This is a genomic window from Nigerium massiliense (assembly GCF_000826085.1).
GTDB classification, from domain to species: Bacteria; Actinomycetota; Actinomycetes; order Propionibacteriales; family Propionibacteriaceae; genus Propioniciclava; species Propioniciclava massiliense.
Genome location: NZ_CCYM01000003.1, coordinates 1,045,432 through 1,066,389 on the forward strand (window position 1 = coordinate 1,045,432; position 20,958 = coordinate 1,066,389).

Annotated in this window: 23 protein-coding genes; 10 read left to right on the plus strand and 13 right to left on the minus strand. The window is 68.3% G+C overall.

Annotation, left to right across the window (positions count from 1 at the left end; genetic code table 11):
• Positions 1–89 precede the first annotated feature (89 nt).
• A complete protein-coding gene (locus tag BN1187_RS11290) occupies positions 90–680 on the plus strand; it encodes a TMEM175 family protein (RefSeq protein ID WP_261795332.1) in 591 nt (196 codons plus the stop codon).
• 36 nt (positions 681–716) lie between these two features.
• On the opposite strand, the gene BN1187_RS11295 is transcribed toward BN1187_RS11290, so the two are convergent.
• Positions 717–911, minus strand: a complete 195-nt coding sequence (locus BN1187_RS11295) for a hypothetical protein (RefSeq protein ID WP_040161780.1) — start codon at positions 909–911, stop codon at positions 717–719.
• Positions 912–1,042: 131 nt separating this feature from the next.
• Between BN1187_RS11295 and BN1187_RS11300 the strand changes: the two genes are divergently transcribed.
• Positions 1,043–2,752 (plus strand): DEDD exonuclease domain-containing protein, encoded by a 1,710-nt coding sequence (locus BN1187_RS11300; RefSeq protein WP_040161781.1) that lies wholly within the window; start codon positions 1,043–1,045, stop codon positions 2,750–2,752.
• A gap of 5 nt (positions 2,753–2,757) precedes the next feature.
• Entirely contained in the window at positions 2,758–3,033 is a 276-nt protein-coding gene (locus BN1187_RS11305; protein ID WP_040161782.1) for an Lrp/AsnC family transcriptional regulator, read from the plus strand.
• Between the two features lie 116 nt (positions 3,034–3,149).
• Here BN1187_RS11305 and BN1187_RS11310 read toward each other — a convergent pair whose 3' ends face one another.
• Positions 3,150–3,668: a peptidylprolyl isomerase gene (locus BN1187_RS11310; protein WP_040161784.1), complete on the minus strand. Its 519-nt coding sequence runs from the start codon at positions 3,666–3,668 to the stop codon at positions 3,150–3,152.
• A 175-nt stretch (positions 3,669–3,843) separates the two neighbouring features.
• On the opposite strand from BN1187_RS11310, the gene BN1187_RS15140 reads away from it, so the two are divergent.
• Positions 3,844–4,851 (plus strand): sunset domain-containing protein, encoded by a 1,008-nt coding sequence (locus BN1187_RS15140; protein WP_040161786.1) that lies wholly within the window; start codon positions 3,844–3,846, stop codon positions 4,849–4,851.
• A gap of 88 nt (positions 4,852–4,939) precedes the next feature.
• Positions 4,940–5,608 carry a prepilin peptidase gene (locus BN1187_RS11320; protein WP_052462629.1) on the plus strand — a complete coding sequence of 223 codons (669 nt, stop codon included), beginning with the start codon at positions 4,940–4,942 and terminating at the stop codon, positions 5,606–5,608.
• A 130-nt stretch (positions 5,609–5,738) separates the two neighbouring features.
• Here BN1187_RS11320 and trpD read toward each other — a convergent pair whose 3' ends face one another.
• Positions 5,739–6,788, minus strand: a complete 1,050-nt coding sequence (gene trpD, locus BN1187_RS11325; protein ID WP_040161788.1) for an anthranilate phosphoribosyltransferase — start codon at positions 6,786–6,788, stop codon at positions 5,739–5,741.
• Positions 6,785–7,210, minus strand: coding sequence for a DNA-binding transcriptional response regulator (locus BN1187_RS11330; RefSeq protein ID WP_218184642.1), 426 nt, complete (start codon positions 7,208–7,210; stop codon positions 6,785–6,787). The genes trpD and BN1187_RS11330 overlap by 4 nt, the downstream gene beginning before the upstream one ends.
• 180 nt (positions 7,211–7,390) lie before the next feature.
• Here BN1187_RS11330 and ctaE point away from each other — a divergent pair, with 180 nt between their 5' ends.
• From ctaE to BN1187_RS11355, 5 genes are all read left to right on the plus strand, one after another.
• A complete protein-coding gene (ctaE, locus tag BN1187_RS11335) occupies positions 7,391–8,119 on the plus strand; it encodes an aa3-type cytochrome oxidase subunit III (protein WP_452436151.1) in 729 nt (242 codons plus the stop codon).
• Between the two features lie 28 nt (positions 8,120–8,147).
• Positions 8,148–8,948: a cytochrome bc1 complex diheme cytochrome c subunit gene (qcrC, locus tag BN1187_RS11340; RefSeq protein ID WP_040161793.1), complete on the plus strand. Its 801-nt coding sequence runs from the start codon at positions 8,148–8,150 to the stop codon at positions 8,946–8,948.
• Entirely contained in the window at positions 8,945–10,042 is a 1,098-nt protein-coding gene (gene qcrA / locus BN1187_RS11345; RefSeq protein ID WP_082034666.1) for a cytochrome bc1 complex Rieske iron-sulfur subunit, read from the plus strand. The genes qcrC and qcrA overlap by 4 nt, the downstream gene beginning before the upstream one ends.
• A complete protein-coding gene (gene qcrB, locus BN1187_RS11350; RefSeq protein ID WP_040161794.1) occupies positions 10,042–11,769 on the plus strand; it encodes a cytochrome bc1 complex cytochrome b subunit in 1,728 nt (575 codons plus the stop codon). Before qcrA ends, qcrB begins: the two co-directional genes overlap by 1 nt.
• Positions 11,770–11,839: 70 nt before the next feature.
• On the plus strand, positions 11,840–13,297 hold the full coding sequence (locus BN1187_RS11355; RefSeq protein ID WP_040161797.1) for a GuaB1 family IMP dehydrogenase-related protein: 1,458 nt from the start codon (positions 11,840–11,842) through the stop codon (positions 13,295–13,297).
• A gap of 189 nt (positions 13,298–13,486) precedes the next feature.
• On the opposite strand, the gene BN1187_RS11360 is transcribed toward BN1187_RS11355, so the two are convergent.
• From BN1187_RS11360 to ctaC, 9 genes are all read right to left on the minus strand, one after another.
• Positions 13,487–14,317, minus strand: a complete 831-nt coding sequence (locus BN1187_RS11360; protein WP_235750699.1) for an endonuclease domain-containing protein — start codon at positions 14,315–14,317, stop codon at positions 13,487–13,489.
• Between the two features lie 182 nt (positions 14,318–14,499).
• Positions 14,500–15,087: a cadmium resistance transporter gene (locus tag BN1187_RS11365; RefSeq protein ID WP_390620221.1), complete on the minus strand. Its 588-nt coding sequence runs from the start codon at positions 15,085–15,087 to the stop codon at positions 14,500–14,502.
• On the minus strand, positions 15,087–15,437 hold the full coding sequence (gene cmtR / locus BN1187_RS11370) for a Cd(II)/Pb(II)-sensing metalloregulatory transcriptional regulator CmtR (protein ID WP_040161808.1): 351 nt from the start codon (positions 15,435–15,437) through the stop codon (positions 15,087–15,089). The genes BN1187_RS11365 and cmtR overlap by 1 nt, the downstream gene beginning before the upstream one ends.
• Before the next feature lie 92 nt (positions 15,438–15,529).
• Entirely contained in the window at positions 15,530–16,369 is an 840-nt protein-coding gene (gene istB, locus BN1187_RS11375) for an IS21-like element helper ATPase IstB (protein WP_040161810.1), read from the minus strand.
• Positions 16,366–17,172 carry a Mu transposase domain-containing protein gene (locus tag BN1187_RS11380; protein ID WP_082034667.1) on the minus strand — a complete coding sequence of 269 codons (807 nt, stop codon included), beginning with the start codon at positions 17,170–17,172 and terminating at the stop codon, positions 16,366–16,368. The genes istB and BN1187_RS11380 overlap by 4 nt, the downstream gene beginning before the upstream one ends.
• A 223-nt stretch (positions 17,173–17,395) precedes the next feature.
• The gene (locus BN1187_RS11385; RefSeq protein ID WP_218184643.1) at positions 17,396–17,680 is read right to left on the minus strand and encodes a response regulator transcription factor; all 285 of its coding nucleotides are present in this window, start codon (positions 17,678–17,680) and stop codon (positions 17,396–17,398) included.
• Positions 17,681–17,781: 101 nt separating this feature from the next.
• The gene (locus BN1187_RS11390; RefSeq protein ID WP_040161815.1) at positions 17,782–18,195 is read right to left on the minus strand and encodes a cytochrome c oxidase subunit 4; all 414 of its coding nucleotides are present in this window, start codon (positions 18,193–18,195) and stop codon (positions 17,782–17,784) included.
• A 4-nt stretch (positions 18,196–18,199) separates the two neighbouring features.
• Positions 18,200–19,933: an aa3-type cytochrome oxidase subunit I gene (gene ctaD, locus BN1187_RS11395; RefSeq protein WP_040161817.1), complete on the minus strand. Its 1,734-nt coding sequence runs from the start codon at positions 19,931–19,933 to the stop codon at positions 18,200–18,202.
• Entirely contained in the window at positions 19,930–20,784 is an 855-nt protein-coding gene (gene ctaC / locus BN1187_RS11400) for an aa3-type cytochrome oxidase subunit II (RefSeq protein WP_452436156.1), read from the minus strand. Before ctaC ends, ctaD begins: the two co-directional genes overlap by 4 nt.
• Between the last annotated feature and the right edge of the window lie 174 nt (positions 20,785–20,958).

A 20,958-nucleotide genomic window follows, 5' to 3' on the forward strand; every position in this document is an offset into this window, starting at 1 on the left:
CGCTAGCGTGTTCGCCGTGACCCGACAGCCCAGACGCACCCCTTGAACCCGGCGATCCGGCCTCACACCAGACCGGCACCGAGAGGATCATCGCCTTCACCGCCGCCGCGGTGGCCATCGCGCTGACGCTCTTGGTGCTGCCCCTGATGGAGTCGGTCTCGGAGGCCACCCGGACGCATCTGCGGGTGCCCACCGCCGTGTGGCTCGACGAGAACCAGGGCGCGATCACCGGCTTCCTGATGTCTTTCGTGCTGGTCGCCGCCTACTGGACCATGCACCACGGCGCCATGCGCGACGTGCGCCGCTTCACCGGAACCATGCTCGCGGCCAACTTCCTGTGGATCCTCGCGATCGTGCTGATGCCCGTCACCACCGGCATCACGATCGCGTTCAGGGACGACCCCGTGCAGGCAGCGGTCTACCTCGGCAACTTCGTGCTGATCGCCGTCGCGCTGGGCTGGATCCAGATCGAGACGCTGCGCCGTCCCGACATCCAGGCCCCGTCACCCGGACAGTGGACGCGACTCGGCGCCACGGTGGCGACCCTCCTGGCACTGCTCGTGTGCTTCGTGCTTGTCGTCTGGACGCCGCTCGGCTGGGCGGGCATGTTCGGCATGCTCCTGATCGGCGTGCTCGCTCGGCCGATCGGAAAGCTCCTGCGCAACCGCTTCGCCCACTGACCTCTGCGATGAGAGCGCTGCTCCCCACCGACGAGCTCACTGCGCCCGCACGTGCCGCAGGGGCGGCAGCATGCCCGTCCCGGCGAAGAGTTGCAGCACCCGCTGCTCCTCCCCCGTGAGTTCGGGCGCGCCGCTCTCACCCGGGACGCCCAGCAGCACCGAGATGACGCAGTCGGAGCACGCGGCCCCGCGAACCTCGCACCGGCCGCAATCAACGATCATCGTGTCCATGGCCCGACCCTGACAGCAGGCTCCGACATTTTCGGCGTCCCAGCCGCTCTCCTCCGTCACCGCCCCTCGCACAGGGATCCCGTCAGCACCCCGACGCAAAACTGTCGGTGGCGGCGCCTAGCGTCTCGCCCATGACCGCGACCGCCTCCTTCCAGCCGTCCTTCACCGACCTGGGCCGCCACCTGGCGACCGTCCCGTTCGTCGTCGTCGACCTCGAGACCACGGGCAGTTCGGCGGACGACACGATCACCGAGGTGGGTGCGGTCAAGGTGTGCGGCGGCGAAACACTCGGCGAGTTCCAATCGCTGGTCAACCCGCATGTGCACATCCCACCGCTCATCTCGGTGCTGACGGGCATCACCGATTCCCTGGTCGCCACCGCTCCGGCCCTCGATGAGGTGCTGCCCGCCTTCCTGGAGTTCGCGCGGGGCTGCGTCATCGTCGCCCACAACGCCCGGTTCGACGTGGGCTTCCTGCGCAGGGAATGCGAGCGCCGCGGCTACCCGTGGGACCACCCCGACGTCGTCGACACGGTCGGGCTGGCCCGCGGCGTCCTCACCCGCGACGAGGTGCCCAACTGCAAGCTCGCGACCCTCGCTCGGCACTTCCGGGTCGCCGAAGCGCCCAACCATCGCGCTCTCACCGACGCCCGGGCCACCGTCGAAGTGCTCCACGGCCTGCTGGAGCGGGTGGGCAATCTCGGGGTCAGCACGCTGGAAGACCTCGGCGAGTTCACCCGCGGCGTCTCCCCCGAGCGGCGCGCCAAGCGTGTCTGGGCGCACGACCTTCCCCACAAGCCAGGCGTCTACCAGTTCTACGCCGATCTCAGCGACGCCGACGGACGCCCCCGACGCGAGGTGCTCTACGTCGGCAAGAGCGTGGACATCGCCACCCGCGTGCGCAGCTACTTCACCGCGTCCGAGAAGCGGCCGCGCATGGAAGAGATGGTGCGGATCGCATCGGGAGTCGAAGCCACGGTGTGCCGCACCCCGCTGGAGGCCGAGGTGCTCGAGCTCCGGCTGATCGCCCGGCACGCCCCGCGCTACAACCGCCGCTCCAAGTTCCCGCAGAGGCAGGTGTGGCTCAAACTGACCGACGAGGCGTTCCCGCGGCTGTCGATCGTGACCAAGGTCGGGGACGACGGCGCGTCCTACTTCGGCCCGATGGGCGGACGCACCGCGGCCGAGCAGGTGCTGCTCGGGGTCTACGACGCCTACCCGCTGCGCCAGTGCACCGAGCGGCTCTCCCCCAGGAAGCCACGGACGGCCTGCGCGCTCGGCGAGATGGGTCGGTGCTGCCGCCCGTGCGACGCGAGCGTGACGGTCGACGAGTACGCCGAGGTCGCCGCGGCCGTGCGGGACGGGCTGACGCGCGACATCCGGCCGGTCCTGCAGGCCAATCGCAGCCGGCTGCGCACGCTCGTCCAGCAGGAGCGCTTCGAGGAGGCGGGACAGCTCACCATCCGGGCCGAGGCCCTGCTGCGCTCGTCGCTGAGGTTCCAGCGCATCGCGTCCTTGGCCAGGTGCCCGGAGATCGTGGCCGCCTACGCAGCCGACGGCGGCTGGGAGATCCACGTCATCAGGTTCGGACGCCTCGCCGCGTCCGCCTTCGCCCGGCGGGGCGAGGTGCCCCAGGCCGTCGCGCGGGACGCCGTCCGCGTCGCCGAGACGGTCGCCCGGCCGCACGCCCCGTTGCCGGCCGGGCTCATCGAGGAGACCGAGCGCATCGCGGCGTGGCTGGAACGTCCGGGCGTCCGGCTCATGACGGTCGAGGGCGACTGGAACTGGCCGATCAACTCCGGGGTCCCCGCCGACGAACTGCCCAGGCAGCTCCTAGGATGACGCCCATGATCACCGCCATTGTCTTCATCAAGGCCGACGTCGCACAGATTCCGGAGGTCGCCGAAGAGGTGGCCTCCCTCGACGGGGTCTCCGAGGTGTACTCGGTGACGGGCGTCATCGACCTCATCGCGCTGGTTCGCGTGCGCTCGCACGACCAGGTCGCCGAAGTGGTCACCGGCCGCGTCAACAAGGTGCCCGGCATCCTCAGCACCGAGACCCACATCGCCTTCCGCACCTACAGCTCGCACGACCTCGAGGCCGCTTTCTCCCTGGGGGACTGACCCGGAACCCAGCCTGGTCCGCCCACGGGACAAGCCGGTGCCGTGGAGACGATCGAGGGCCGCAGCACATCGCTGCGGCCCTCAACGTTGGGCTGGACTCGTCGAGCCCGGCTCGATCAGGACTCGGAGATCTCCACCGACTCGATCACGACCGGATCGACGGGACGGTCCATGCGGCCGGTCTTGACGCCCGCGATCTCCGTCACGACGTCGCGGCTGGCCTGGTCGGCCACCTCGCCGAAGATCGTGTGACGGAAGTTGAGGTGCGGCGTCGGCGCCACGGTGATGAAGAACTGCGAGCCGTTGGTCGCGGGGCCGGCGTTCGCCATGGCGAGCAGGAACGGCTTGTTGAACGACAGGTCGGGGTGGAACTCGTCGCCGAACTGGTAGCCGGGGCCGCCGGTGCCGGTGCCCAGCGGGTCACCGCCCTGGATCATGAAGCCGTCGATGATGCGGTGGAAGATGAGGCCGTCGTAGAACCGGCCCTTGGTGGCCTGGCCCGTCTCGGGGTCGCGGTATTCCTTGGTCCCCTCGGCGAGGCCGACGAAGTTCTCCACCGTGTGGGGCGCCTGCTCGGCGAAGAGGTCGATGACGATGTCCCCGTGGTTGGTGTGCAACGTAGCTTTCTGAGCCACGGACGGCTCCTTTCTGCGGTCAAGATCTGAAGCTTTCTGCGGTCAAGATCTGAAGCGTGCCCACCCATCTTTGCAGAATCATCACGCGCGCTCATTCTCGCTGTCGCCCTGGTCCGGCCGCGGGTACGGTGGAGCGCACGCGATTACGCGACAACACGTCAACCATGGAGGACACGTGAAACGCAAGAACTTCTTCGACAACGTCGGTGACAACACCCACAGCGTCGCCGAGCGAGGTCGTGACGCCCTGCACCAGGCCGGCGACCTCGTGGCCGAGTTGGGCGACGCCCTCGCGCCCAAGGCTCAGAAGGTCGCCAACCAGGTGGGCCCCAAGGCCCGCGATCTGGCCGACAACGTCCACGACTTCGTCGACGAGCGCGGCACCCAGCTGCGCAAGCAGGGCGCCCGGCTCGCCAGCGACACGCGCAGCAACCTGCAGCCGTACCTCGACCAGGCCGCCGACCGTGTCCAGCCGTATGTGGATGAGGCTCGCGATCGCATTCAGCCGCTGGTGGACACCGGCCGGAAGCGCCTCGAGAAGGACGTTCTGCCGCGCATCAACGACGCGCTGAACGAGGTCGCCCAGGATCCGCGCTCGCAGGAGGCCGCCCGTCGCCTCAACGCCGCGCGCCTCGCCCTCGCCGGCGAGATCGACGTCCCCACCACCAAGAAGCAGAAGCGCCGCAGCGTTGTGGGGACCGTCCTGAAGGTCGTCCTCGCCGCCGGACTGCTGAGCGCGGTTGTTTTCGCCGTCAAGAAGCTCCTCGCCCCGGCCGACTCCGGCTGGCAGGCCCACGAGCCGAGCGCCGGCTACCGGGTCGACCCGAGCACCTTCGGCACCTCGACCACGACCGCCGCCGACACGGTGGACGACAAGGGCGGCGATTCGCTCGACGCGAAGGACGACAAGCCCGCGGCCGCGCCCACCACGACCGGCGATGCCGATCGTTCCGACCTCGATGGGTCCCTGGAGGGCGAGAGCGACCCTTTCGTCGTTAGCCCCTACGGCGAGGGCTCCTACGTCGGCAACGAGCCGCCGGAGGGCTTCGCCATCAAGGGCAACGAGCGGTCGATGAAGTACCACGTCCAGGGCAAGGACGGCTACGACCGCACCATCGCCGACGTCTGGTTCAACTCGGAAGAGGCCGCGCAGGCCGCCGGGTTCACCAAGGCGCAGCGCTAGTCCCGCACCGCGGGGCTCCTCCCGCGCCACCCGCAGGGGGTCCGGTTCGTCCGGGCCCCCTGCGCTGTGTCCGGCGTAGTGTTCGCGCATGGAGCTCGTCCACGCCGGTCTCGCGCTGGCCGCGGGGGCGCTCACGGGAGGGGCGGCGATTCCCGTCCTGAGGCGACTGCCGGAGCCGCTGGACGACCCCGACGTCGCGGGCAAGCGCCCCTACGCGACGCTCGCGACCCCTTGGTTCGCGTTCGGAGTGACGGTGGCGAGCGCGGCGGCCTCGACCCTGGTGGCCGCAGCCGTGACGCCCTGGCACTGGCTCGCGTGGGCCGCGCTGACAACGGTGTCGGTGCTGGCCGTGGCGATCGACCTGCGCACCACCTATCTTCCCCGCGTCCTCGCCCACGCCGGCTACGCGATCGCGGCCGCCGGTGTCGTCGTGGCCTGCGTCGGCACGGGATCCCCACTGCCCGCCGTGGCGTCCTCGGCCGGGGCGCTCGCGACCGGCGGCTTCTTCTGGTTGTTCTGGCGTGTCTCGGGAGGGCTCGGCTACGGCGACGTCAGGCTGGCGGCGACGATCGGTGCGGTCACGGCGCTGACGTCGGCCGAACTCGTGCTCTGGAGCGCGTTCCTGGGCACGTTGGTGGGCGCCGTATGGAGCGTGGCGCGTCGGCTCGCCTCCGGCTCCGACGCCCCGTTCGCCTATGGGCCGGCGCTGCTGGCCGGCCCCTTCCTGGCGCTCGTGCTCACCCTCGCCCTGTTCTGAGGTCTCGACCGAAACGCCCTCCCGGGCGCACCTGACCGCCTCGCGGGGGCCGCGGAACGCTGCGCCGCCGTCTTCCACGGACAGGCGAAGACGCCCCGAGCGTCGGCCCGAGGCGTCCACGGTCGGCGCGTCAGCGCGCGGCCAGCTCCTGGGTCAGCGCGATCCAGCGGTCGACCAGCGCGGCGGCCGCGCCCGAGTCGATGGCCTGGGCCACCCGGTCGAGCCGGGCCTGCATCTGCGGCACCAGCGGCTCGTCGAGCGCCGGGCCGTCGTAGGCCAGCAGCGCGGCGGCGGCGTTGACCAGCACGATGTCGCGCACCGGGCCCACCTTGCCGGCGTACGTCTCGCGCAGTACCCCGGCGTTGTGCGCCGGACCGGCGCCGACCAGCGATGCGCGGTCCGTGCGCGCGATGCCCAGGTCGCGGGGGTCGAGCGAGGTCGGCAGGCTGCGCCCCTGCCCCAGCATCCAGACGTCGCTGGACGACGTCGTCGTCAGCTCGTCGAGCCCGTCGGTGCCGTGGAAGACGAGGCCCCGGTTGCCCCGCCTGGCCAGCACGCCGGCCATCAACTCCGCCATCCGGGCGTCGGCGACGCCGACCGCTTGGGCGTCCGGACGAGCCGGGTTGGCGAGCGGGCCAAGGAAGTTGAACGTGGTGGAGATCGCCAGCTCACGCCGGGGAACCGCCGCGTGCCTCAGGGACGGGTGGTAGTGCGACGCGAAGAGGAACACGATGCCGGTGGCCTCGAACACCTCTCGCTGCCGCTCCGCGGGCAGGTCGAGCACGATGCCGAGCTCCTCCAGGACGTCCGCGGTGCCACAGGCAGAGGACGCAGCCCGGTTGCCGTGCTTGACGATGCGTGCGCCCGCGGCGGCCGCCACGATGGCGGCCATCGTCGAGATGTTGACGGTGTTGGCTCGGTCCCCGCCGGACCCCACGATGTCCACCGCGTCCGTGGGCAGGTCGATGGGGAGCGCGTTGGCGAGCATCGCGTCCGCGAGACCGGAGATCTCCTCGACCGTCTCACCCTTGCCGCGCAGCGCGACCATGAAACCCGCGATCTGGACGGGCGTCGCGTTGCCCGAGAGCACCTCGTTCATCGCCCATTCCGCGGACGCCTTGTCGAGATCGTGCCCCTCCAGGATGGAGGTGAGGACGTCCGGCCAGGTCAGGGCGCTCACAGCGCCGGCGCGGTGTCCGCGAACCGCCGTCGCAACAGATCCGCCGCGGCGTCCGGCAGCCGCACGGGGTCGACGGGGTAAGGCACGACGGCCTCGGCACGCGACCACGTCGCCAGCCAGGCGTCGGCGACCCGGGCGATGAGCAGCAGGATCGGGGGCGGGTCGAGGACCTCGTCCTTCACCTGCCGAGCCAGGCCCATGCCCCCGAGCGGCGTCGCCTCCCCGTCGAAGATCGCCAGGTCGATGCCACCGGCGTCCAGCGCTTTGATGGCCGCCTCGGGCGTCGCACACTCGACGACCTGCACCTCGGGCAGGTCACGGGCGACCCGCTTGCCCAGCGCCAGCCGCACCTGCTCGCGCAGGCCGCGATCGTCGGAGTAGAGCAAGACGGTGGCCTTGTCTCGCATTGTCTGTTCGCTCATGAGCCGTCCTGTGAAGTCGTGAACTCTCCTCGGCATCCTAACGGCGCGGGCAGCCCGGCGCTGGCACGACCACGGGGACCGATCCTTTCGGGTGGCACGCCCTGCAGAGGCGAGGGTCATTTTTGGCCGTCCACGCGCTTTGAGGTGGCCACAACGTGTCCGACAAGTAATAATGACCGCGTGGCACATACAGAGAAGCTGAGCGAGGTCCCTGCGACCGCCAGCGGCGCGATTCACCCCATCGCCCCAGTCCGATTGCACGGGGTCAAGGGCAAGCCCGACATGCTGGCGGTCGGCACGATCGTCTGGCTGGCGAGCGAGTTGATGTTCTTCGCGGCGCTCTTCGCGGCGTACTTCTCGTTGCGCAACGTCACCACGGCCATGGCCGGTCCGGGCGAGCAGACGATGTGGGACTGGGGAACCTCGCACTTCCTGACCGAGGCGTTCGGCATCAGTGCCCCGTGGTTCTCCATCATCAACACCACGATCCTGGTGCTCAGCTCTGTCACCTGCCAGCTCGGCGTCCACGCCGCGGAGCACGGCCGCGTCGGCCGCTCCGGCTCGCTGTTCAACGTCGGCAAGTGGGGCCTGCGCGAGTGGTACACGCTGACGTTCGTCATGGGCTCGATCTTCATCGCCGGACAGGCGATCGAGTACGCGAACCTCGCCTCGGAGGGCTTCGTCCCCTCGGCCAACGCGTACACGTCAGCGTTCTTCATCGCCACCGGTTTCCACGGCCTCCACGTCCTCGGCGGCCTCGTCGCTTTCCTCCTCATGCTCGGGCGCACCTACATCACGCGCCGTTTCACCCACGAGCAGGCGGTGCACGCCATCGTGACCTCGTACTACTGGCATTTCGTGGACGTGGTCTGGATCGTGCTGTTCTTCGTGATCTACATCATCCGTTAGTCCGCGCCCCACGTTAGAAAGGGAGTTCATGAGATTCCTGACGACCCGGCGGCGGCATCGAGCGGCTAAGCCGCTGTTGCTCGCCTTCGCTCTCCTCGTGATGGGCGCCTTCTACGTCGCAGTAAGCCCCGCCCCGCAGGTTTCCGCGGACGCCGGCACGTCCGGCCAGGTGGCCGCCGGCAAGAATCTGTTCGCCGTCACCTGCTCCTCGTGCCACGGGCTCAACGGTGAGGGCACCAAGCAGGGCCCGTCCCTGGTGGGCGTCGGCGCCGCCGCCGTCGACTTCCAGATGAGCACGGGACGGATGCCGATGGCGCACCCGGGTGCCCAGGCGCCGCGCCGCGTCAACACCTACACGGCCGAGGAGATCGCGGCCTTGTCGGCCTACGTCGCCACGCTCGGGCCCGGCCCGTCCATCCCGAACTCGTCCGCGTACGACTACTCGAAGCTGACCGACGAAGACCTCGCCCGCGGCGGCGAGCTGTTCCGCACGAACTGCTCCGCCTGCCACAACGCCTCCGGCATCGGCGGCGCCCTTCCCGAGGGCAAGTACGCCCCCTCTCTGCACGGCGTCGAGCCGCTGCACATCTACGAGGCCATGCGCACCGGCCCCCAGCAGATGCCGGTCTTCAGCGCCGGGGCCATCCCCGACCACGACGTGGCGTCCATCATCGGCTACCTCAAGAACCTTGAGAAGCAACCGTCCGCCGGCTTCAGCCTGGGCAGCATCGGCCCGGTGAGCGAGGGTCTGTTCGGCTGGATCATCGGTATCGGTGGCCTGTCCCTGTTCGCCGTCTGGATCGCATCCCGAGGAGCCCGCGCCCGATGAGTAGCACCCGCAACAACGACCTGACCCCGGCTCGCTCGGAGCAATCCGACGACGACGAGGCCTGGGACCAATACCCCGTCGAGAACCCCGGCATCGAGCCGCACGTCGAGCGCTACACCGACGTGAACAAGGCCGCCGGTGACCGTGCCTACCGCAAGGTCATCACGATGTTCGCGCTGGTGCCGATCCTCGCGATCCTCTTCGTGGTCGTGTACTTCGCTGTTCCGAAGGACGCCGCCATCAGCCTGCTCGGCACCGACTTCAAGGCGCAGACGCTGCTGTTCGGCCTGACGGGAGGGCTCGCGGTGTTGCTCATCGGCGTCGCGGCCGTCACGTGGGCCCGCGACATCATGGGCGACCACGAGATCTCCGAGGAGCGCCACCCCGCGGGCACCGACCCGGCGGACCGCAAGGACGCCCTCGCCATGGTGAACGCGGGCGTCTCCGAGTCGAACGTCGGACGCCGCAAGCTCCTCCTCGGCGGGCTGGGAGGCGCGCTCGGCATCGTCGCGGTCCCCGCCATCGTGCTCTTCGCCGACATGGGCCCCTGGCCCGTCAAGGCCGTCCGCCGGGAGACCATCGAGCGCACGATCTGGGCCGAGGGCGTCCGCCTGGTCAACGACGTGACCTACCGTCCGCTGAAGGCCTCCGACCTCGAGATCGGCCAGCTGGTCAACGCCGAGCCCGAGAACCTCAAGGATCTGCACAGCCACGAGCAGCTCGTCGAGAAGGCCAAGTCCGCGATCGTCATCGTCCGCATGGACCCGCACACCATCAAGATCCCCGACTCGCGCAAGGACTGGCAGGTCGGCGGCATCCTGGCCTACAGCAAGATCTGCACGCACGTCGGCTGCCCCATCTCGCTGTGGGAGCAGCAGACGCACCACCTGCTGTGCCCCTGCCACCAGTCGACGTTCGATCTCGGTAACTCGGGTGTCGTCGTCTTCGGGCCGGCCGCCCGCTCGCTGCCGCAGTTGCCCATCACCACGGACAGCGAGGGCTACCTCATCGCGCGCAGCGGCTTCACGGTCCCCGTGGCGCCCAGCTACTTCGAGCGCGATTCGCGCAACGACTACAAGGACGGTGACCGGTAATGGCGAGGCCTGCCAAGATCTCGACGACGTCGGAGTACGACGTCCCGAGCACGCCCCCTGAGGAGCCCGGCTTCCGCCAGTTCAGCGGCTTCCCCGCCTGGCTGGACGAGCGCGTCGGTGTCGGCAAGATCGTCAAGTTCGGCCTGAGGAAGGTCTTCCCCGATCACTGGTCGTTCCTGCTCGGCGAAATCGCCCTGTACAGCTTCATCGTGCTGTTGCTGACCGGCGTCTTCCTGACGATCTGGTTCAAGCCGTCGATGGCCGAGGTCGAGTACACCGGCACCTACCAGCTGATGCGCGGCCTGCCGATGTCCGAGGCGTTCGAGTCCGCCCTTCGCATCTCGTTCGACATCCGCGGTGGCCTGCTCGTCCGGCAGATCCACCACTGGGCCGCCATCCTGTTCGTGGCCGCGCTCACCGCGCACATGCTCCGCGTGTTCTTCACGGGCGCGTTCCGCAAGCCGCGCGAGCTCAACTGGCTCATCGGCGTCGGCCTCATGGCTCTGTCGCTGATCGCAGGATTCTCCGGCTACTCCCTTCCTGACGATCTGCTCTCCGGTACCGGTCTGCGGTTCGTGGACGGCCTGATCCGGTCGATCCCGCTGATCGGCACCTGGGCGGAGTTCTTCGTGTTCGGCGGTGAGTTCCCCGGCAGCATCCTGATCTCGCGCCTGTACATGGTGCACATCCTGCTGATCCCGGGCATCCTATTGGCGCTCATCGCGGCTCACATGACGTTGCTCGTCTACCACAAGCACACCCAGTTCCCCGGCCCCGGCCGCACCGACAAAAACGTGGTCGGCTACCCGCTCTTCCCCGTCTACATGGCGAAGGCCGGCGGCTTCTTCTTCATCGTCTTCGGCGTGCTCATCCTCATGGGCGCCCTCATGACGATCAACCCGGTGTGGGTCTTCGGCCCGTACAACCCGGCTCAGGTGACGGCCGGCTCGCAGCCCGACTGGTACATGGGCTGGGTCGAGGGTGCCGTCCGCATCATGCCGGGCTGGGAGTCCCACTGGGGCGGCACCACCTGGTCGTGGAACGTGTTCGTGCCGAGCGTCCTGCTGATGGGCCTGCTGTTCACGGTGCTGGGGCTGTATCCCTTCATCGAGCGGTGGATCACCCGCGACAACTCGGAGCATCACCTGCTCGACCGTCCCCGTGACGTCCCGACCCGCACGGCCCTCGGCGTCGCCGGCATGACCTGCTACGCGATGTTCTGGATCGCCGGCGGCAACGACATCCTCGCCACGCACTTCAAGGTGTCGCTCAACGCGGTCACGTACTTCATGCGGGTCGCCGTGTTCGTCGCGCCCATCATCGCGTTCATCGTCACGAAGCGCATCTGCCTCGGCCTGCAGCGCAAGGACCGCGAACGGCTCCTGCACGGCGGCGAGTCCGGCGTCATCGACCGCTCCCTCATCGGGGGCTACTCCGAGGCGCACACGCCGATCAGCCAGGACGAGGCGTGGACGATCACCCAGCAGCGGCAGTTCGAGCCGGCGGCCGAGGTGGAGACCGTGGACGCCGACGGCCAGCCGATCAAGTGGCCCAAGCTGCGTGCCCGCCTTTCGCGGTGGTACTTCTCCAGCGACGTGGCCAAGCCGTCGCGTGCGGCGCTCGAGGCGGCCCACCACCACGACGGGCCCGCCGAGCCGACCGACATCGAGTCCGGGACCAAGGCCGACATCCTCGACGACCAACTGGAGACCGACGCTCACCGCTGACCAGCGAGCGGAAAGGGCCGATGCGCAGCGCGCATCGGCCCTTTCCTTGCCTCCGGGGTAAGATTCGCTGGTGCGCTTCACGACCTCTAAGCCCGACTACGACCTCACGTACGATGACGTCTTCATGTCCCCGACGCGATCCAGCGTCCGCAGCCGCATGGACGTCGACCTCACCAGCACCGACGGTCTCGCGCTCCCCCTGCCGCTCATCGTGGCCAACATGACCGCCGTCTCCGGCCGCCGCATGGCCGAGACCGTGGCGCGACGCGGCGGCATCGCGATCTTCCCCCAAGACGTCCCGCCCGCGATCGTCGCGAAGTCGATCGCCCGGGTGAAGAACGCTCACACCGTCTTCGAGTCCCCCGTCCACGTCAGCCCCGAGACCACGGTCGGGGAGGCCCTCGCGCTGATCCCCAAGCGGTCCCATGGCATGGCCGTCGTCCTCGAAGACGGCGCGATGCTCGGGTACATCGCCGAGGCCGACCTCGAAGGCCTCGATCGGTTCGTGCAGGTGCACGAGATGATGCGCACGGACGCCGTCGAGGTCCCCGCCGACGCCGAGCCCGTCACCGTCTTCGACCGGCTGACCGAGCGGCGACAGAAATACGCGGCGGCGGTGCGCGACGACGGCACTCTCGTCGGCGTCCTCACCCGCACCGGAGCGATGCGCTCCGCCATCTACTCCCCCGCGTTGGACGCAGACGGCCGCCTCCGGGTCGGCACCGCCGTCGGGATCAGCGGCAACGTCGAGGAACGCGCTGAGGCCGTCCTCGAGGCCGGCACGGACGTCCTGGTGATGGACACGGCGCACGGCCATCAGGACCGCATGCTGGAGTCCCTGCAGCTCGTCTCCGCCGTTCGGGACGCTCACGCCGAGAAGACCGGTCGCCGCGTCCTCATCGTCGCCGGGAACGTCGTCACGGCCGAAGGAACCGTCGACCTCATCGAGTCCGGTGCGGACATCGTCAAGGTCGGGGTCGGCCCCGGCGCCATGTGCACCACCCGCATGCAGACCGGCGTCGGGCGTCCCCAGTTCTCTGCGGTGCTTGACTGCGCCGAAGCGGCTCATGACCTCGATAAGGCCATTTGGGCCGACGGGGGCGTCCGGCACCCTCGCGACGTCGCCCTGGCCCTCGCTGCGGGCGCGGGCGCGGTCATGGTCGGGTCGTGGTTCGCGGGGACGCATGAGTCCACCGGCACCCTCATGACGGACGCCGACGGTCGCCGCTACAAGGAGTCGTTCGGCATGGCCTCGGCGCGAGCAGTGAGGTCGCGCACCCGAGAGCAGTCGTTCTTCGACCGGGCGCGCGCCGCCCTGTTCGAGGAGGGCATCTCTGCGTCGAAGATGTACCTCGACCCGCAGCGTCCCGGCGTCGAGGACCTCATCGACTTCATCGTCACCGGTGTGCGCTCGTCCTGCACCTACGCGGGTGCCCGCAGGTTGGCGGACTTCCACGCGCGGGCCTGCGTGGGTGTGCAGTCCCGGTCCGGCTACGAAGAGGGACGCCCCCTCCACGTGAGCTGGTAGGGGCTTCCGCAAACGCTCCCGAATCGGGGCTTGCGGACCTTCCCACCACCGCAAGCCGCCGCGCACCCGCGCCGTGCTCAACGTCGGCAGCGCGCACCTGGACGGGTTCGGCCTGCGGCTGGGCCCACGCCAGCCCGCTGAGGACGGGCAGGCAGAGAAGGTTTTCGGCCCAGGCATCCGTCCGCGCGCTCACCGCCGCATCACGCTTGGGACTGGCGGCCGGTGAGCGTCTCGAAACAGAGCAAGACGGTGCCGCACGATCGATTCGATTCGGGCACGCACTTTTTCCGGTTCTGTCAGCAGGTGAACCGCGGCCAGACGCACCACCTGCCAGCCCTGAGCGGCCAGGCGCGTGTCGCGTAGCCGGTCGGCGTTGAACGCCGCCTTCGTCGCGTGAAACTCGTGGCCGTCGACCTCGATGTCCAGCAGCAGATCCGGGAGCCCGGCATCCAGGTAGTACACCCCGGACGTCACGCTCGACCGCTCCTCGGCATCGAACGGCACCCGGAAGTTGCTGTACCAGCGGCACGGCAGGCGAAGCGGACGCAGCACCTGATGCAGGGCTCGCTCAGCCTCAGACCAGGGCTGGTCGCGCGAGTCGTGCAGCAGGGCTCGGCGGCGCCGGTTCCCCCGGCGCCCGGGGGTAGCGGCCAACGCCGTCCAGAGTTCCTCCAGTGTCACCACACGGCGCCGCAGTGCCTCGTCGATCGCGGCGCCCCCGAGTTCGGGGATCAGGTCGAGCACGGTCATCGCCACGTCCGTGATCCGGAGCCCGCCGTACTCGATGACATGGTTCGGGTCGACGCGCCGCTCCCCGAAGCTGAACCGCGGGGCCGGGGGTGGGCGCAGCGGCCGTGCCGCGGTGAGCACGTGGGCGGACAGTTCCGGCCACCAGGTCAGGCGGGCAGCTGCCCGCCCGGTGATGACGGCGTCCGGATACGCCGCCGCCAGAGCCTGGGCGAGAACCTCGAGCCGTTCGGTGCCCGTCGGCGCCACCCAGATGCTGGGAAGGATCCGCACGAGCAACCCGCGCCGCCTCGCCCGAGCCACCGCTTGCCGTCCCGCAGCGTTCATTCGCCGCGTATCCACGATCCCGACCGAAGGGTCCGCTTCTCCCCACCTGCTCATGTCAACGACGGCCGAAAAGTGAGCAGGAATCGACGCCTGAAAACTGAGCAGGACCGGGCGCCGTCCGACTGAGATCACAGGCCAAAAGCGCCTCCTTGGACAAGGATCACGACGCCCAAGATGATCAGGACGAGTGGGAACAGGATGTGTTCGGACTTCTCGAGGGACTCGTCGATGCCCGGCCGGGTGGCCACGAACTTCGCAATGGCCACGAGGACTGCGACGAACAGCAGGAAGACTGCGCTGTAGGTCAGGATGCTGGCTGGACTGACACTGAGGAAGACGGGGACGTAGACACCGATGTTGTCCCCGCCATTGGCGAAGGTCACAGCCGCGACGGTCAACGGCGCGACCTTCTTGCGGTCATCGAGCTCGTCATCGTCCTCGCCCTGCCATGCCTCCCACGCGGCGCGAAGCCCCAAGAGCAGGGGGATCAGACCGAAGTAGGGGATGGCGGATTCCGGCAGGGCCAGGCTCGCGCCCCAAGTAGTCAGGAGAGCCGCGCCAAGGATGCCCAGGAATCCCAGGTACTGACCCACGACGATGCGTCGCGTGGTTCCTGCGCGGCCAGCGCCACGAGCGAAGAACAGCGACAACACGATGACGTCGTCGATGTTGGTCGCGACGAACAGGCCGACGGCCTGGATCATGGTGGCCAACATCAGCGGACCTCCTGGCAGGCGCTATCGCTGCAGGCCGGATCGAGACAGGGTGCGGTGTCGTTCACGGCCAGTGTCACCTCGACCAGCGAAGTGAGAGCGTCGCGCAGGTGATGATCGGCGATGTTGTAGCGGACCTTGCGCCCCTGCATCTCGGCCACGACAATGCCGCAGTCACGCAGGCAGGCCAGATGGTTCGACACGTTCGACCGGGTCAGGTCCAGACTCTGGGCGAGTTCGGCGGGATACGAGGGCGCATCCAGCAGGCTCAACAGGATGCGCGCTCTGGTGGGGTCAGCCAGGGCCCGTCCGATGCGGTTCAGGGCGTCAAGACGCGAAGCAATGGTCAGCATGTGCTGAATAGTACAGCAGCAGCTGACGTGTTGATGGGTGAGCCCTGGCGCGAGGTGGGGTGCCCCCCAGCCACGCATCTTCTTCTCTGCCCCTAGTTGTTGCGGTCTTTGGTGAGGAGTTCTCGGCGGGCGCGGGTGCGGTAGGACTCGCCTGAGAGGGCGAGGACTTCGGCGTGGTGGACGAGGCGGTCGATCATGGCGGCGGCGATGACGTCGTCGGAGAAGGTTTCGCCCCAGCGGCCGAAGGGCAGGTTGCTGGTGACGATGATGGAGCCTTGTTCGTAGCGGGACGCGACGAGTTGGAAGAACAGGTTGGCTGCGTCGGCGTCGAAGGGCAGGTAGCCGACCTCGTCGACGATGACCAGGCGGTACCGCTTGATCTTCTTGAGTTCGGCGTCGAGTTGCCCTGCCTGATGGGCGGTCTGGAGTCGGCTGATCCAGGCGCTGGCGGTGTCGAACAGGACGCTGTGGCCGTTTTGCGCGGCCTTGATCCCCAGGCCGATCGCGAGGTGGGTCTTGCCGATGCCGGGCGGCCCGAGCAGGACCACGTTCTCGGCCTTCGACACGTAGGTGGAGGTGGCGAGGTGGGCGAGCAGGTCGCGGCGTAGGGACGGGAGGTGGTCGTAGTTGAAGTCCTCGAGGGTCTTCATGGCTGGGAAGTGGGCGGTGCGGATCCGCATCATGGTGCCGGCGGCTTCCCGGTCGGCGGCTTGGCGTTCGAGGACGGCGGCGAGGTATTGCTCGTGGGACCAGCCCAGGTCGCGGGCCTGGTCGGCGATCTCGGACCAGGTCTTGGCGATGGTGGGCATCTTGAGCACGCGGGTGAGGAAGGCGAGCTGGGAGGCGATCCGTTCCCCGTCCTGACTGGTAGACGCTGTGAAGCCCGTGGTGGTGGTGGGCTGGGTGTTCGGGGCGGTGGTCTTGCTGGTCATGAGGCTCCTTGGTGGGTGTGGAAGTCGACGCCGAACAGGGCGTCGTAGTCGGGCAGGGCGCGGATCGCGACGACGTGTCCGTCGTCGTGGGCGCGGGTGGTCGGGGTGTGGCGGGCGCGCTGGTTGTAGGCGTGGCGCAGGTCGTGGGCGATGCGCTGGTGGGCGGGGTCGGTGATCGTCTGGCCCGTCGCCCAGCAGCGGGTGTGGAGCCCGACCAGGGCGTCGTCACACAGGATCCGGACCTGGTCGCCGGTGGTGGTCGCGGTCACGAACCGGCCGATCGCGCGCGGGTCCGCGGAGTAGTCGTTGCCGTCGACACGGATGTAGTAGTCGCGGGCGAGGCGGACTCGGTGGTGCAGACCCACGACGGGCGGCAAGGGTGGCAGGTCGAGCATCGCGGCCCGATCCGTGGTCCAGCGTTCGGTGGGGCTGGCCCCGAGGGCGCGGATACGGCGCTGGTTGGCGTGGGTGGCCAGCCAGTCGGTGACCTGGGTGTTGAAGTCGGCGGGGCTGGTGAAGACCCGGCCGGGCAGGAAGGACGTTTCGAGGTAGCCGTTGCGGCGTTCGACCAGGCCCTTGAACTCCGGGTCGCGGGGCGGGGCGAGGTGGAGGCGGACACCCAGCGTGCCGGTGAACGCGGCGGCCTCGGCCGAGGGTTTGCCGGTGCCGCCGATCGCGGCTTCCCGATCCCACACCAGCGTTCGCGGGACGCGCCCCCACTGGGTGAGGATGTGCCACATGCCGGCCAGGATGTCGCCGGCCTTGCGGGAACAGATCATCAAGGCGGGCGAGCCAGTGCCCATCCATCGAGCAGGGCTCCTGTGACGTCTCGGGGCGATCAGACCTGGCCGGGGAGGCGGAGAAGGGACGAACACCCAAGCGGAGCACTCTGCACGATCCCGCGAAGGTTCTGGCGGAGCTCGAACCGATCACCCGCGTCAACGACGCCCCAGGAATGAACGCGAAACCGACGGTCTGCGAGTTGACCACCCCACGGTGCTGGCAGCGGCATGACAGGGTGCTTCTCTACAGCCCGGCCTTGTGCCAGAGGACGGCGATCTGTACTCGGTCTCGGAGATCGAGCTTGGTCAGGATGCGGCTGACGTTGCGCCGAACCGATGAGGGTTCGATGGTGAGGGTTTCGGCGATCTCGGCGTTGGAGTGCCCGTCGGCGATCAAGCGGGCGATGTCTCGTTTGCGGGGGCTGAGGGTGTTGAACAGGTCGCTGACCTGGGTGCCACGACGTCGCGGAGATTCTCGCGTCAGCGCTGGAAGGACAAGAACGCGCCGCGACACTCGGAGTTCGAGCACGAGCGCACTGGTTGGCGCCAGGTGACCTGTGAGGCGAAGCGAGACACAAAGCAGCGGGGTGGGGATTCCGAAGAATCCCACCCCGCTGTCAGAGTTCGCGCTCAGTGGCGGTAGTCCCCCACGTAGAACTCGTAGCACCATCCGCACACGGCCCAGACGCCCATGAGGGCACCGAGCAGCGTGACCCACCAGCCGAAGACGACGCCCAAGAGGAGCACGGACGCGGTCAGCGCGCACCAGAACGGCCAGATGCTCGACGGCGGGAAGAAGCCCAGCGCCCCGGCCCCCTGCGGGATCTCGCCCTGCTTGGTGTCCTCGGGGCGAGGGTCGATGTGGCGCCCCGTGACAGCCAGGTAGCCCCAGATCATGCCGACCATGGCCAGCGTCAGGACGAACACCGTCGTGCCGATGGGCTCCACGTGACCGTAGGACATCATGCTGGCGATCACGTAGATCCCCGTGACGACCGCGAAGAAGATCGTCATGAACATGAACAGCTTGGATTCGACCTTCATGGCCTCAGCCCTCCTCGGACTTGTCGTCGCGATCGTCCAGCGCGCGGCCCAAGGTGTCCGCCGGGCCGGGAACAGCCGGGACACGGGCATCGTCGCTGGCGGCCTCCGGGTGGTTCAGGTCGAAGGCCGGCGACTCGGAGCGCACTCGCGGAATCGAGGTGAAGTTGTGGCGAGGCGGCGGGCAGGACGTGGCCCACTCGAGGCTGCGGCCCCAGCCCCACGGATCGTCCACCGTGACCTTCGGGTGCTTGCGGCTGATCCAGACGTTCCACAGGAACGGCAGCATCGAGATGCCCAGGATGAAGGCGCCGACGGTCGAGATCTGGTTCAGCAGCGTGAATCCTTCGCCGGGCAGGTAGTCCGCGATGCGGCGCTGCATGCCCTCGACGCCCAGCCAGTGCTGGACCAGGAAGGTCGTGTGGAAGCCGACGAACACCAGCCAGAAGTGCGCCTTGCCCCACTTCTCGTCGAGCATGTGCCCGTAGAACTTCGGCCACCAGTAGTAGAAGCCGGCGAACATCGCGAACACGACGGTGCCGAACAGCACGTAGTGGAAGTGCGCGACGACGAAGTACGAGTCGGACACCTGGAAGTCCAGCGGCGGCGACGCCAGGATGATGCCGGTGAGGCCACCGAAGAGGAACGTGGTGAGGAAGCCGATCACGAACAGCATCGGTGTGTCGAGTCTGACTGAGCCGCCCCACATCGTCCCGATCCAGTTGAAGTACTTCACGCCCGTCGGCACCGCGATCAGGAACGTCATGAACGAGAAGAACGGCAGGTTCACCGCGCCGGTCACGAACATGTGGTGCGCCCACACAGAGATCGACAGGGCGCCGATGGCCAGCGTCGCGGCGACCAGGCCGACGTAGCCGAAGACCGGCTTGCGGCTGAACACCGGAAGGATCTCCGTCACGATGCCGAAGAACGGCAGGGCGATGATGTAGACCTCCGGGTGACCGAAGAACCAGAACAGGTGCTGCCACAGGATCGGACCACCGGTCGCGGCGTCGAAGATGTGCATGCCCAGACGGCGGTCCGCCTCCAGCGCCATCAGGCCGGCGGCGAGCACCGGGAAAGCGACGAGGATCATCATCGAGGTGACCAGGATGTTCCACACGAAGATGGGCATCCGGAACATCGTCATGCCGGGGACGCGCATGGTGAAGATCGTGGTGATGAAGTTGACCGCGCCCATGATCGAGCTCAGGCCCAGCAGGTAGAGGCCCATCAGCCACAGGTCACCGCCGACGCCGGGGCTGTTGATGGCGTCCGACAGCGGGACGTAGGCGAACCAGCCGAACGAGGCGGCGCCCTCGGGGCTGAGGAAGCCGGCACACGCCATCAGCGAGCCGAACAGGAACAGCCAGTAGGCGAACGCGTTGAGCCGCGGGAACGCGACGTCAGGCGCGCCGATCTGGATCGGCATGATCGCGTTGGCGAACGCCGAGAACATGGGCGTCGCGAACATCAGCAGCATGATCGTGCCGTGCATCGTGAAGAACTGGTTGAAGGTCTCGTAGTTGAGGTACTGCAACCCCGGGAACGCCAGCTCGGCACGGATCGCCAGCGCGAGCAGACCACCGAAGGCGAAGAACGCCAACGCCGTCCACAGGTACATCTGGCCGATCAGCTTGTGGTCGGTGGTGGTGAGGAGGCGCATCGCCAGCGCGCCCACCCCCGTCTTGCGCTCCGCCCGCGCGACAACGGGCGCTTCTACGCGTGCTGCAGTGCTCATCCTTCATGCTCCTTAGGCAGGACCGGCCCGGTGGTGGGGAACGACGGGGCCTTGATCTCACCCGTCGCGCCCTTGGACTTGAGTTGCGCGAGGTATTGGTCGTACTCGGCGGCGCTGACCACCCGGACGTTGAAGACCATCGCGGCATGGTAGGTGCCGCACAACTCGGCGCACTTGCCGAGGAAGGTGCCTTCCTTCGTGGGTGTCACGTCGAAGGAGTTCACGCGGCCGGGGATGACGTCCAGCTTGTAGTAGAAGTCGGGGATCCAGAAGGAGTGGATGACGTCCGCCGAGTGCAGGTTGAACCGCACCGACTGGTTGACGGGAAGCACCAGCTCCGGGATCTTCTCGAGGGTGCCGACCTCGTGGACGACGGCGCCGACCCGCGGGTTGTCGCTCTCCATGTAGTTGAAGGTCCACGACCACTTCTGACCGATCACCTCAACGGTGTGATCGGGCTTGTCGACCTTGCGGTTCACCCCATCCTGGGCGAGAACCGTGAAGAAGAAGAGAACGCCGACGATGATCAGCGGCACCAGCGTGTACAGGAACTCGAGCGGGACGTTGTAGCGGGTCTGACGCGGCAGCTCGTTGTGGTGCTTGCGCTTGTAGCGGCCGATGCACCAGAAGATGAGGCCCCACACCAGGACGCCGACCGTCATCGAGGCGATCCACGCACCGACCCAGAGGTTTCCGATGAAGGGGGCGCGATCGCTGGCCGCCTCGGGCAGGCCGGCCCGGCCCCACTGTTCCATCGTCGCCTGGCTGCAGCCGGTCAGGGCCAAGGTCGTCGCCGCTCCCGCAGCGACGAGCGCGGCCCGCACTCCCGGCTTCCGTAGTCTCAAACCCACGACACGCCCTTTCATCGTCTCTACCGACCGGATCCGCATGGGGGTCACGGCAAGGGGCACTGAACTCCTGGGCGACACCCTAACTTAAGCAGCCGCCCGGTCGCGCCCCATGTGGGCGGCCGGACGGCTCTGGGTTTTGGGGATTCTCGGCCGGGCGGGCGTTCGGCCCACCCG

Coding starts and splice junctions, on each gene's coding strand:
- BN1187_RS11305 (WP_040161782.1), top strand. CDS start 2,758: ATGATCACCGCCATTGTCTTCATCAAGGCCGACGTCGCACAGATTCCG.
- qcrC (WP_040161793.1), top strand. CDS start 8,148: ATGAGATTCCTGACGACCCGGCGGCGGCATCGAGCGGCTAAGCCGCTG.
- BN1187_RS11300 (WP_040161781.1), top strand. CDS start 1,043: ATGACCGCGACCGCCTCCTTCCAGCCGTCCTTCACCGACCTGGGCCGC.
- ctaD (WP_040161817.1), bottom strand. CDS start 19,933: ATGAGCACTGCAGCACGCGTAGAAGCGCCCGTTGTCGCGCGGGCGGAG.
- BN1187_RS11390 (WP_040161815.1), bottom strand. CDS start 18,195: ATGAAGGTCGAATCCAAGCTGTTCATGTTCATGACGATCTTCTTCGCG.
- BN1187_RS11295 (WP_040161780.1), bottom strand. CDS start 911: ATGGACACGATGATCGTTGATTGCGGCCGGTGCGAGGTTCGCGGGGCC.
- BN1187_RS11320 (WP_052462629.1), top strand. CDS start 4,940: ATGGAGCTCGTCCACGCCGGTCTCGCGCTGGCCGCGGGGGCGCTCACG.
- BN1187_RS11365 (WP_390620221.1), bottom strand. CDS start 15,087: ATGTTGGCCACCATGATCCAGGCCGTCGGCCTGTTCGTCGCGACCAAC.
- qcrB (WP_040161794.1), top strand. CDS start 10,042: ATGGCGAGGCCTGCCAAGATCTCGACGACGTCGGAGTACGACGTCCCG.
- qcrA (WP_082034666.1), top strand. CDS start 8,945: ATGAGTAGCACCCGCAACAACGACCTGACCCCGGCTCGCTCGGAGCAA.
- cmtR (WP_040161808.1), bottom strand. CDS start 15,437: ATGCTGACCATTGCTTCGCGTCTTGACGCCCTGAACCGCATCGGACGG.
- istB (WP_040161810.1), bottom strand. CDS start 16,369: ATGACCAGCAAGACCACCGCCCCGAACACCCAGCCCACCACCACCACG.
- BN1187_RS11330 (WP_218184642.1), bottom strand. CDS start 7,210: ATGAGCGAACAGACAATGCGAGACAAGGCCACCGTCTTGCTCTACTCC.
- BN1187_RS11380 (WP_082034667.1), bottom strand. CDS start 17,172: ATGGGCACTGGCTCGCCCGCCTTGATGATCTGTTCCCGCAAGGCCGGC.